Below are 11228 nucleotides of genomic sequence, written 5' to 3'. Positions count from 1 at the left end.
ACCGGCCCCTCTTCTGCCCGGCAGACCGGGGCCGGTGAGCAACCGCCCAGTCGCCGCTTCCCATGCCCGTGTGTGATGGAGTCCCGGGAGACGCGGCGATCCGCCGTGGCGCACAGGCCGGCCTGCCGTTGCGCGCGGTCATGGCGAAGTGTGGCGTCGGCCGCGCCGCCTTGCGTTCCGCGGCGCGGTGATCACTGGGTGGCGGCCATCACCGACACGAAGATGAAACCTGCCGTGACGGCCCACAGCAGCAAGGTCCCGATGGTGGCCAGCACACGCATGGGAAGGGAATAGACGCCGACCGGATGGCTGGGGTTGTCCGGGTGGTAGCTGATCTCGATCCGGCTCGCGGACGCGCTCCGGTGGTAACTGTGGGTTTGGCCGCTCGGATCGGTGTACTCGTACGTCCCCGCCTTGCCGCCCGGCCTGGTGCGCACGGCCATCACCGTGATGCCGCGCCAGGGGAGGAGCCACATCTGGAAGGTCCGCTCTCCTGCGGCCGTGCTCGCGAGGTTGAGGAACACGGTCACGAGTCCCATCGGGATCGCGAGGATCAGCATGCCCGCTTCTCCGTGCACGACGTACAGCACGCTGGTCACGATGAGCGTCGCGAGACCCGGCCCGAGACCGACCAAGGCCCAGGCCAGGCCCTTCGCCTTCTCCCCGGCACTGAGGGGCGGACGGGATGTGCGCAGGGAGCGGGCCGTCACGAGGGCGGTGCCGTCGAAGGAGGCCGCCGGCTCCGGCAGGGCCGCCAGGGCCGCGCCCACCGCCACCGCGAAGAGGTCCGCCGCGGCGTCGCCGACACCGTCGATCCGGTGCGTGACGGGAGGGCTCCCGGCCGGGACCCTCAGCTCGACGGTGACGGCCCGGCGGTCCGGCACGACCTCGCGGACGGCCTGCAGCGGGATGCGTATCTCTTCGTCACCGCGGCGCAGCGTCAGCGCGCCGTCCTCGTGACGGAGGGAGGCGCCGCCGCTGCCGCGCAGGATGGGGGCGGACGGTGTGGTCGACATGGACGCGATCGTAAGGGGTGCTCACCCTCGCCCATCGGCCAGTTCCGTGAGGCCGGCCTCAAGGGCGATGCCCACAGCCGTCCGCCACGGACGCCGCGTTCGTCAGCAGGCACCTACGAACCCGCACGGCACCAACATGCGTGGCGCTACGCACGCTTCACCGTTCCTCCGGGTTCACGCTCACCGACAGCACCGCCGCGTCCGCGATCGGGTTGTCAGTGGTGTGTGGCGGGATGGCGGGGCCTTGCTGCCGTGACCGTTGTAGCCCGTCGTGACGCCCATGTACCCGTCCTTGACCCACGCCTTGGCCGAGGCTCTGGTCGATGTCCTGTGGTTCATCGAGAGCTGTGAGGACGAGCAGATGGACCCGGACGACGCGGTCAAGGTCCTGGAAGGCACCGGCCACCTGGTCAGCAGGCTGTCGAGTGCCCAGCGGAGCGAGTTCACCGATCTGCTGGGGACAATGGCGGAAGGCGAGCCCGACCCGGGTCGGCGGGAATTCCTGGAAGGGTTCCCGGAAGGCTTCGGGCTCCTTGATGACGCGGTCTGACCTGTGGCCCAGAGGAGAGCAGGGCGCGCTTGCGCAGGAGATCGGAGCCGGCACGGCCGAACATCCGGCGCTCGGGGGCGCGGGCGGCGCTGTGGGCAGGCGGACACGGCATCGTGATTCGGTTGACGTGGCCTTCGTCGGCGCCTGAGTGCCAGGCTGGGTGAGGCCTGCGGCATCGCGGTCACGTGTGAGGCGCGCGACGAGGGTGTGCCGGCGCACCGCCCTGCGTCGGGCCCTCGCCACCGCACCCGCCCGTCCCGGCCGCGAAGCCGCGTCCAGGCCGCCCGCGGCCGCGCCCCCCACGCCCGTGTCGTGGTCCTCGGCTACCCCAGGTTCTACGACCTCCCCGGTCCCCGGCTGCCCCGGCATCAGCGCCGCCAAGCGCACCGCACTCGACAACGGAGCCGACACCCTCGACTCCGTGATCCGCGCCGAGGTCGCCCGGCACAGCGCCTTCGTCGTCCCCCGGTCCGATTCGGGCAACCGTTCGTGATCGCCTGCGCGGGGCGAGCCCGTCCCCCTACTCTCGGCTTGGCAGACACACGGACGGCGGGACGGTGGGACGTGGAGATCGGTTTGGCGGACGCGGTGGCGGCGGTGCGGGACGAACTGCTGGAGGCCACGGCCCGCGGAGTGGGGCAGGAGATCGCCTTCGCGGTCGGGCCCGTGGAGATGGAGTTCGAGGTGGAACTGCGCGCTGACGCGCGGGCCAAGGCGGGCTTCCGGGTGTGGGCCGTGACGGCTGAGACCGAGGGCGGAGTGGCCCGCGGCCGGACGCACCGGGTCTCCTTCACCCTGACCCCGAGGACCCGCGCCGGCGGCGATCTGCTGGTCAGCGGCAGCCCCGACCGGCCGGCCGGCCCCGGCGACGTGGGCGACCGGATCCACGACTGACCGGGCGCCGGCGTACGACACGGGGAGTGCGGTGAAGCGGGAGCGTCTGGTCGCGGTCGGGGGACCGGGAGGGCCGGGGTCGGGATACGCGATCGGCCCGCGGCTGGTGCTGACGTCGGCCCATGTGGCCGGCCGACGCGGCGCGTTGGTGCAAGTGTTCCGCCCGGGCACCCGAACGGTGTCCGGCGGAGTCGTGGTGTGGTGCGGCACGCCCGGCGGGCGCGACGACGCCGGGCTGGTCGAGGTGGACGACGCCGGCTGGCGCCCACCGAAGGGCACGGGGGTGCGCTGGGGCCGCCTGGTGACCGAGCAGCCCGGGCAGCCGTGCGAGACCTGGGGCGTACCCGATGTGGCACAGCGGCCGGGAGTGGCGGTGGAGACCGCGCAGCTGGCGGGCACGGTGAATCCGGGCAGCGGTTACGTGGCCAACCGGCACCTGATGGACCTGAGCCCGCACCCGCCGGCCTGGCCGGCCGACGGGTCGTCGCCGTGGAGCGGGCTGTCGGGAGCCGCGATGTTCTGCGGACGCCTGCTGACCGGTGTGGTCGCCGCCGACGTGGGCCGCTCCGGACACGCCGCGCTCTCGGTCGTACCGGCGTACGTGCTGCACCACGACGCCGAGTTCCGCGCCGTGCTCGCCGAGCACGGCGCCGACACCATGGTGCTGGACGCGGTGGAGTTCCAGGACGTGGCCGAGGCCGAACCGGCGGCGCCGGCCGGCGGACTGGGCTCCGCGGCGGCGTTGCTGCAGGCGGGGCGACAGGTCGTCACCTTCCACGGCCGCGAGGAACTGCTGGGCCGGCTGGGCCGCTGGTGCCGCCAGGAGGGCTTCGGAAGCTGGCTGCTGCACGGCCCGGCCGGACAAGGCAAGACCCGTCTGGCCCACCACCTGGCCGCCACGCTGGCTCCGGACGGCTGGGCGGTGCTGTGGCCGCGCATCAGTGCCACACCGGCGGAGCTACGCGCGGTGGGCCGTGCCGCCAAACCACTGCTGGTGGTCCTTGACTACGCCGAAACCCGTACGGCCCAGCTCGCCGCGTTGCTGGAAGCCGCCGCCGATCACAGCGGCGCCGCTCCGTTCAAGGTGCTCCTGCTGGCCCGGGCGGCGGGGGACTGGTGGACCAGCGCGCAGGCGGTGACCCGTACCGCCGAGGAGTTGCTGGACGGCACGCCGGTGGTCGCACTGCCCCCGCTCGAGCCCGATGCGGGCGCACGCCGGGAGGCGTACCGGCGGGCGGCAGACGCCTTCGCGGCGACGCTGCCCCGGGTGCGCGGCCGGCAGGGCCCCAACTGGCCGGCCGTGGCCGCCGCCCTGCCCGCCCCGGACGTGGACCGGGCGGGCATGGACAACGCGCTGACCCTGCACATGACCGCGCTGGCGGACCTGCTGGACGCCGCGGACCCCGACTCCACCGGAGGCGGTCCCGGACCCTCGGCGGGCGTCGAGGACCGCCTGCTCCTGCACGAGCGCCGCTACTGGGAACAGAGTGCCGCCGCCCGCGGCCTCAGCCCGGCACTGAGCACGGCCACCCTCGACGCGGCCCTGGCCGCCGCCCTGCTGGTGGGCGCCGCCGACCATGAACAGGCAGCAGCGATCCTGCACAAGGTCGGCGGCCTGGCCGACCAGCCGCGCGACCGCCGCGACGCCGTCCTGGCCTGGATCACCGCGCTCTGTCCGCCACCCGGGTCGGGCCCCTGGGGCAGCCTCCAGCCCGACCGGCTGACGGAGCGTCTGATCGGCCGCCGCCTGGAAGCGCATCCGGAGCTCGCCCACGACCTCGTACCGGGCATCACCGGGGAGCAAGCCGGCCGGCTGCTGACTCTCTACAGTCGCGCGGCCGCGCACCCCGTCTTCGCGGGACAGCTCGACACACAGCTCACCGAGCTGTGCCTCCGGCACCGCACCGCCCTGGCACCGACCGCGATGACCACGGCCACCCAGGTCGAGCATCCCGGCCCGCTGCTGGCCGGCCTGCAGCGGATCGCCGCGGATCCCCGGACCTCGCTGGAGACGCTCCGCCGGCTCAACGACGGCGTCCCGCGCAGCCAGCGGCTGGCCGTGTGGGCCTGCGACCTCGCCCGCCATCTGATCGACCGACGGCGAAGCCTTGCTCCGGGCCCCGACCTCGTATGGATGCTGTACACGCTCTCCGGTCGCCTCTCGGCGCTCGACCGGCGGGTGGAGGCCCTGACCCCTGCCGAGGAAGCCGTGGCCGCCGCCCGTTCCCTCGCCGACGCCGTCCCCCTGATCGCGAGCCTCAACACGTACGCCGACCGGCTGAGTGACCTCGGGCGCCGCGAGGAGGCTCTGGCCGCCGCCATGGAGGCCGTCGCCCTCGCCCGTGGTTTGGACGGTGGCCACAGCCCCGACCTGGTGGAAAGCCTCAACAACCTCGCCGACCGGCTGAGCGATCTGGGGCGTCCGGAGGAGGCGCTGGCCGCGTCCGAGGAGGCGGTGCGCCTGCGCCGCGGTGCCGGAGCGGCTACCGACGTCGAGCTTCGTCAGCTCGCCCGGAGTCTGAGCGTCCACTCGGGGCGGCTGTGGGACCTGGGCCGGAAGGAGGAGGCCATGGAGGCCCTCTTCGAGGCCGCTCGGGTGCACGACGCCATGGCCGACGCAGGATCCGCGTACTCCGCCGGTCACATCGCGACGCTGAAAGAAATGGCCGTCAGGGGTGCGGAGATGGGCTGGCTGTCGGGCGCCCTGTCGGTGGCCGAACACGTGGTGCAGATCAGCCGCGCCATGGCCAAGTCCCACCCCGACGCCCACCTGCCCCAACTGGCCGAGAGCCTGGCACGGCTGGCCTGGGCGCTGGAGGATGCGGGCCGGAAGGAAGAGGCCCTTGCGGCCGCCGAGGAGGCCTTGCAGATCCAGCGCGGTCTGGTCGCCATCCATCCCGACGCCCACCTCATGGGGCTCAGCGCGAACCTGAGCACGGTGGCCGCTCTGTACTCGGCCCTGGGCCGGACGGAGCAGGCCCTTGCGGCCACCGAGGAATGCGTACGGATCCTCCGCGGCCTGGCGCGGGCCTATCCCGGCGCCCATCTCCATCAGCTGCCGATCCCTCTGCACACCCTCGGCACCCTCCTTGCCGCCCTCGGCCGCAAGGAGGAGGCCCTGCGCGCGACCGAGGAAGCCCTCGGCATCCGCCGCGGCCTCGCCTCCCGTGACCCGGAGGCCCACCTCCCCGGCCTCGCGAGCAGCCTGATCGCCCTGACCATACGGCTGGATCAGTCAGGCCGGCCCCAGGACGCCCTCGCCGCCGGTGAGGAAGCCGTCTCCGTCTACCGTGTCCTGGCAGCAGCCCGCCCCGACGCCCACGTCCCCGACCTCGCCAGGGCCCTGTACGCCCACTCCCGCAGGCTCGAAGGGCTGCGCCGGTGGGACGAGGCGCTGGCCGCGGTCCGCGAGGCCTTCCACCTCCTGCCCGAACTGGCGCTGTACGAGAGGCGCTGACCCGGCGGGACAGTCCTCCGGGTCCCGACGGCGTGGAGGACAAGTGGGCGTCCGGCATCCTGGGGGAGGGCCGGGCCCGGCCTCCGGGGGCGGGTGCCCGGCGCTGCGCGCCACGGGTCGTTCTCGGTGTTCGCCACGCCGCAGCACCTCCCTGTTCCGGTCCCACGGCCGATCCCGAGTCAGCTTGGGCCCCGGTCTTGGAGCATCCGATGTCGGTTCGCACCCGTGCCCTCGAACGGCTCCGGGCTGCCACCCTGTGCTCGCCGCGGCGGGCTGCGTTCGGCGGGTGCCGTTCAGCCGCAGCAGTCACAGCCGGCGCGGCACCCGCAGGTGTCGTTCCGCTCGGCACCGGCAGGCGGCACGACTGCGGCCGGGGCCGCGCAGCACCCCTTGCCCTGCCAGGCGTCGCGGCCTTCCTTGACGGCGATGGCGGCGATGACGAGGGCGGCGACGGGGTCGGCCCACGACCAGCCGAGGGTGGCGTTGAGGACCAGGCCGACGAGGAGCACGGCCGACAGGTAGGTGCACAGCAGGGTCTGTTTGGAGTCGGCGACCACGCTGGCGGAACCGAGTTCGCGTCCGGCCCGACGCTGGGCTGCGGACAGGAACGGCATGACCGCGAGGGAGAGGGCGGCGATGACGATGCCCGGTGCGGAGCGTTCGGCCTCACCTGTGCCGGCCAGAGCGCGCACGGCGTCCACGCCGACGAACGCGGCGAGCGCGAAGAACGACACCGCGATGATCCGCAGCGTCCGTTTCTCGCGCGCCTCTCGGGTGGCATGGTCGGAGGCGGAGAACTGCCAGGCGATCGCGGCGGCGGAGGACACCTCGATGACGGAGTCGAGCCCGAAGCCGATCAGCGCGGTGGAGGAGGCAGCCGTCCCGGCGCCGATCGCGACGACCGCTTCGATGACGTTGTAGGTGAGGGTGGCCGCGACCAGCAGCCGAATCCGCCTGGCGAGGACGTCGCGGCGGGCCGGGGAGGGGCGTATGCCGATGGATGTCTCCGCCGTCATCAGCAGCAGCCCTTCCGGTCCGCGTCCCCACACGTCTTGTCGGCTTCGACGGCGACCACGGCGGTGCGCAGGTCGTCCAGCGCGTGACCGAGGCGCTCGTCGGCGAGCTCGTAGCGGGTGCGCCGGCCCACCGGCACCGCGACGACAAGGCCGCAATCGCGCAGACACGCCAGGTGGTTGGACAGCCGGGTCCGGGAGATCTCCAGAGCGTCGGCAAGGTCGGCGGGGTGGGCCGGCGCCTCACGCAGGGCGAGGAGCACCCGGCAGCGGATCGGGTCGGCGAGGGCGCGGCCGAACCGCGCCAGCACCTCGATGTCAGCAGCGAGAGTCAGCACAGCCACGACAGTACACGGAATGCTGAATTCACGGAATCCTACACCCCCGAGTCCTCTGCCGCCTGCACAGCGGTCCGACGTCGAGGGCGATCGGTCCACGTTCCCGGAGCCCGCGGGGGCCATCGGCGACACGTGACCTCCGCCGACACCGACGCGGCGGTGAGCAGGCCGGCCATCGCTGCGGGGCCGGCGACGTCACCATGGCGACGTCACCTCCACATCCCCGGGGCGTATCAGGTGCGGGGCCGCCTCCGGGACGAGGTGGCCAGGGCCCGGGCACCCGAGACCGGCGTTGCCCTCGGTCGGCCCGACGACCGCTATCCGGCCGGCTGCAGTGCCCAGTAGTGCGGTTCGATGGGGGCCCGCCTCACCACGATCCGGCCGGTCACGCCGGGATCGTCCACGATCTTTCCGTACGAGGGGGAGAAGTCGCCCGGTGTGTGCTCGATGTCGGCCCACACCACGCTGCCGGGCCCGTCGGAGCCGTAGGAGACGGTCCACTCGGTGTACCGGCCACCGCAGCTGGTGACCGAAACGCTGTACTGCGACGTCACCTGCAGGCAGGTGCGCGGGTTCGAGGCCGGCGGGGAGACCTCCATCATTCCGTCGGGGCGGCGCACCACCTGCCAGTTCGCCGAGGTGGACGCGGTCTCCGTGCAGTTGCCCAGCGACACCACGCCGATGCTCGCGTGTGTCTTGGGCCAGACCAGACATCTGCCGTCCGTGAGAGCCGCGAACCGGTAGACCCCGTCGGCGAGCGGGGCGGCGTGGGCGGGTTGCGCGAGTGCCGCGGTGGCCGCGAGCGCGGCCGCGACGGCGATGACGCGTGAACGCATGGGGTGAGACTCCTCGAACAGCCGTGGTCGATCCGATCCCACGGCACAGACGCGGTGGGGGGCAGCTGCCGCCGGAGACGGCGGCGGCACTGATCGTGGAACACCGGTTCGTCCGGCACCGCCTTGCGGCGGCCCCTGTCACTCGTCCGGCCGAGCCGTGTCATCCGATGGCATGGCGACACAGCCGCGTGGTGGGATGGGCACATCCTTGAAGGAGGACCACATGACCGACCTCAAAGCGGAGCTGCACCGCCGGCTGCGGGCAGGACGGGCCGGTCTGCTCTCCAAGCTGGAGGGACTCAGCGAATACGACATGCGCCGGCCCATGACACCCACCGCGACAAACCTGCTGGGCTTGGCCAAGCATCTGGCAGGCCTTGAGTACGGATACCTCGGCGCATCGTTCGACCGGCCGGCGCCAGAGCCGCTGGCCTGGGTCGAGGACGGTTCCATCTGGGACGGCGCGGACATGTGGGCCAGGCCCGAGGAGTCCAGCCAGTACATCATCGGGCTCTATCAACGTGCCTGCGCGCATGCCGACCGGACCATCGCGGATCTCGCACTCGAAGCCCCGGGCCAGGTGCCGCACTGGCCCGAAGACCGCCGGGCCACCACCTTGGGCGTGCTGCTCGTCCGCATGGTCGCCGAGACTGCCCAGCATGCCGGCCACGCCGGTGTCCTGCGAGAGCTCATCGACGGCAGAGCCGGACCAGATCACGACGGCTTCGGCGACGATGCCGAGTGGCAGCAGTATCACGCCCGCGTCCAGGCGGCGGCCGACACCCACCGCGCTCAAGACTCGTCGGGACCGCCCCACGCTCGATGAGACGGGACTGCGGCGGCGAGCGAGGCGGAGATCCACGCCCCCGGACCGCGCCGTGGTCCTCGTCCCCGTCGCTCCCGACGTCGGCGAGCCGATCCCCGGCGCCTCGGCCGGCTCCAGCTGCGCGAGTGCGCCGACGCAGTCGAGCTCGTAAGCCTCCTCGGGGGGCGGTGAACGGCTCCCACATCCGGGCGTCGCAGGGGGTTCCGGGACCGGACGAGGGGGCAAACGTGGCCCGCCCGGCGCCGCCCGGCCGGAGTCCTGGCAGACTGCGGTCACGACCACGACTCGTACCGTCGTCTCGTCCGGGACCCCGGCGTGAAGTCGTCGATCGCCTGCCGCGCACCGACCGTGGCTCCGGCCTGGGCGCCAACGCTGGGCGGTGGAGCGCGGTTCGTCCACCTGCCCTGCTTCTGCCGCCTGCGGATCCGCTGGGAGATACGCGACGGCATCCACGACGCCTTCCGCACCCCCGGACGCGCACTCATCTGCTGGCGGTGCCTGGCCGCAGTTCAGCGCCGCCACTCGTGGACGCCCGGCGAAGACTCCAGCACTTCGCTCGGCCACTCCTGCAGCACCTGCCCGAGCAGCTTTCGCTGCTCGTCGATCCAGCCCTCTTCGAGACACATGGGGAGGAACACGGAGACGCATGAACTGCCCGGATCTTCCACACGGACAGCGACCGTCTCCTGCTCCTCGTTGTACGCCTGGATCCTGATCTCGGGGCTGTGGTCGTCGTCCCTCCAGCAGACGTCCTGACCGGCGGCAAGCAGGTCCAGAGCACGGGACCACTCCGCCAGGTCGGAAGGGAACAGGGACATGGCCAACGTGCCGCTGACGAAGCTGCTGGTCACCACGACCTCTGCGTCGAGCTGGTCGTGAAGATGCAACACGCCCGGCGACCGACGCCCCAGCACACGCACCCGGAAGCTGTTGTCGCCATCCGAGAGACTGATCAGTTCCACCCCGCACCCTCTGCCCTGCCCGCTCACATCTGTCGAAGCTCAGGGTCTCTGAACCGGACCGACGAGCTCAAGCAGGTTGCTCCAGGCCTCATTCCGTGAGGAGTGGACGCTTTCGCCGATCCCCCCGCGCAGGTCATTGTCACCGGAGCGCGGAGGCTGCCCGGCGGGCGGCCGGCCCTTGCGGCTCTCGTCCGTCGCTGCACCGGGGGCGGGACGACGAGCGGCTCCCCGGTCCTGGGCCGAGATCTGCGGAACAACTCTCCAGCGAGATCGCCTGCCGCGGGACCGTCCCGGCCCGACCGGCCTGCCGGGCGGCCATGTGCCCGCCCCAGCCCTGGAGTTCGGCGCCGGCGCCACGGACCCGGCGACGGGCACGGTCACGGACGTCGAGTACGTGCGCAACCGGTTCGACATCGTCGCCGGGGTGCGGGTGATCATGGCGGCGGCGGGTTCCCCGGGCGTCTAGGACTTGTCGCGCGGGGTGATCCCTCCGGCGTACACGTGGTCCGGTGTGACGACGGACGTGATGGCCCGGGCGACGAGGGTCGACGGCTCCTGGCCGTCGACGAGGGAGTCGGTGTTCAGGATGAGGACCAGGGTGGCCTTCTGCGAGGGCAGGTAGACGGTCACGGTCTCGTACCCGGGCAGGGAGCCGTTGTGCCCGATCCAGCCGTTGGTCCGCAGGATGCCGAGGCCGTAGTCCGTGCCGGGGAAGCCGGTCGGCAGCATCTTGAGGCGCTGCGCCTGGGTCTCGGCGCTGAGCAGCTTCCCGGTGGCGAGGACGGGGGCCCAGCGCCGCAGGTCCTGGAGGTCGGAGACCATGGCACCGGCCGCCCAGGCCCAGCTGGGGTTCCAGTCGGTGGCGTCCGCGACGGCGCCGGTCAGCGTCTGGTCGGTGTATCCGCGCGCGTGGGGCTCGGGGAACTCGGCGCCTTTGGGGAGGAAGGTGTGGCGCAGACCGGCCGGGCGGACCACCCTCTCGTGGATGACCTCGCCGAGCCGCTTGCCGGTGACCTTCTCGATGACCAGGCCGAGCAGCACGAGGTTGGAGTTGGAGTACTGGAACGTCGCGCCCGGCGCGAAGGTGTTCGGGTGCCGGTAACCGTAGGAGAGGACCTCCCACGGGGTGAACGGGCGTTTCGGCGCGCTCAGGAGGTCGTGCAGGAAGTCGGGGTCGGCGGTGTACGGGAAGAGGCCGCTGCGCATCCCGGCGAGGTGGCGCAGGGTGATCCTCTCACCGTTCGGAACCCCTCGGATGTAGGCGTCGATCGGGTCGTCGAGCCTGACCTTGCCCTCGTCCATGAGCTGGAGAAGCGCGGTGACGGTGAACGTCTTG

At 72.4% G+C, this 11228-nt stretch carries 12 protein-coding genes; 6 read left to right on the top strand and 6 right to left on the bottom strand.

Features of this window, described 5'->3' with window-relative positions:
• Nucleotides 1–191 precede the first annotated feature (191 nt).
• Nucleotides 192–1016, bottom strand: coding sequence for a hypothetical protein (locus RIF68_RS13690; protein ID WP_309051500.1), 825 nt, complete (start codon nucleotides 1014–1016; stop codon nucleotides 192–194).
• A gap of 304 nt (nucleotides 1017–1320) precedes the next feature.
• Here RIF68_RS13690 and RIF68_RS13685 point away from each other — a divergent pair, with 304 nt between their 5' ends.
• The 4 genes from RIF68_RS13685 to RIF68_RS13670 all read left to right on the top strand — a co-directional run bounded on the left by RIF68_RS13685 (nucleotide 1321) and on the right by RIF68_RS13670 (nucleotide 5917).
• Nucleotides 1321–1566: a hypothetical protein gene (locus tag RIF68_RS13685; protein WP_309051499.1), complete on the top strand. Its 246-nt coding sequence runs from the start codon at nucleotides 1321–1323 to the stop codon at nucleotides 1564–1566.
• A 307-nt stretch (nucleotides 1567–1873) separates the two neighbouring features.
• Nucleotides 1874–2059: a hypothetical protein gene (locus tag RIF68_RS13680; protein ID WP_309051498.1), complete on the top strand. Its 186-nt coding sequence runs from the start codon at nucleotides 1874–1876 to the stop codon at nucleotides 2057–2059.
• Nucleotides 2060–2097: 38 nt separating this feature from the next.
• Complete coding sequence (locus tag RIF68_RS13675; RefSeq protein ID WP_309051497.1) at nucleotides 2098–2460, top strand: trypco2 family protein; 363 nt, start codon at nucleotides 2098–2100, stop codon at nucleotides 2458–2460.
• Between the two features lie 178 nt (nucleotides 2461–2638).
• Nucleotides 2639–5917, top strand: coding sequence for a tetratricopeptide repeat protein (locus RIF68_RS13670; protein WP_309051496.1), 3279 nt, complete (start codon nucleotides 2639–2641; stop codon nucleotides 5915–5917).
• A 293-nt stretch (nucleotides 5918–6210) separates the two neighbouring features.
• Here the strand turns inward: RIF68_RS13670 and RIF68_RS13665 are convergent, their stop codons facing one another.
• The 3 genes from RIF68_RS13665 to RIF68_RS13655 all read right to left on the bottom strand — a co-directional run bounded on the left by RIF68_RS13665 (nucleotide 6211) and on the right by RIF68_RS13655 (nucleotide 8104).
• Nucleotides 6211–6933 carry a cation transporter gene (locus RIF68_RS13665; protein ID WP_309051495.1) on the bottom strand — a complete coding sequence of 241 codons (723 nt, stop codon included), beginning with the start codon at nucleotides 6931–6933 and terminating at the stop codon, nucleotides 6211–6213.
• Nucleotides 6933–7268, bottom strand: coding sequence for a metalloregulator ArsR/SmtB family transcription factor (locus RIF68_RS13660; protein WP_309051501.1), 336 nt, complete (start codon nucleotides 7266–7268; stop codon nucleotides 6933–6935). The genes RIF68_RS13665 and RIF68_RS13660 overlap by 1 nt, the downstream gene beginning before the upstream one ends.
• 317 nt (nucleotides 7269–7585) lie before the next feature.
• Nucleotides 7586–8104, bottom strand: coding sequence for a hypothetical protein (locus RIF68_RS13655; RefSeq protein WP_309051494.1), 519 nt, complete (start codon nucleotides 8102–8104; stop codon nucleotides 7586–7588).
• Nucleotides 8105–8327: 223 nt separating this feature from the next.
• Between RIF68_RS13655 and RIF68_RS13650 the strand changes: the two genes are divergently transcribed.
• Complete coding sequence (locus RIF68_RS13650; RefSeq protein WP_309051493.1) at nucleotides 8328–8930, top strand: DinB family protein; 603 nt, start codon at nucleotides 8328–8330, stop codon at nucleotides 8928–8930.
• 509 nt (nucleotides 8931–9439) lie between these two features.
• Here the strand turns inward: RIF68_RS13650 and RIF68_RS13645 are convergent.
• Nucleotides 9440–9892, bottom strand: coding sequence for a DUF5959 family protein (locus tag RIF68_RS13645; RefSeq protein ID WP_309051492.1), 453 nt, complete (start codon nucleotides 9890–9892; stop codon nucleotides 9440–9442).
• A 319-nt stretch (nucleotides 9893–10211) separates the two neighbouring features.
• Here RIF68_RS13645 and RIF68_RS13640 point away from each other — a divergent pair, with 319 nt between their 5' ends.
• A complete protein-coding gene (locus RIF68_RS13640; protein ID WP_375165694.1) occupies nucleotides 10212–10358 on the top strand; it encodes a hypothetical protein in 147 nt (48 codons plus the stop codon).
• On the opposite strand, the gene RIF68_RS13635 is transcribed toward RIF68_RS13640, so the two are convergent.
• On the bottom strand, nucleotides 10355–11228 hold an 874-nt coding region (locus tag RIF68_RS13635; protein ID WP_309051491.1), incomplete at its 5' end, for a serine hydrolase domain-containing protein. The two genes, RIF68_RS13640 and RIF68_RS13635, sit on opposite strands and share 4 nt — an antisense overlap.

This window comes from Streptomyces sp., from assembly GCF_031178505.1.
GTDB classification, from domain to species: Bacteria; Actinomycetota; Actinomycetes; order Streptomycetales; family Streptomycetaceae; genus Streptomyces; species Streptomyces gulbargensis.
The sequence above is the reverse complement of the archived record's forward strand: the minus strand, read 5'-3'. Positions and strand labels throughout refer to the sequence as shown.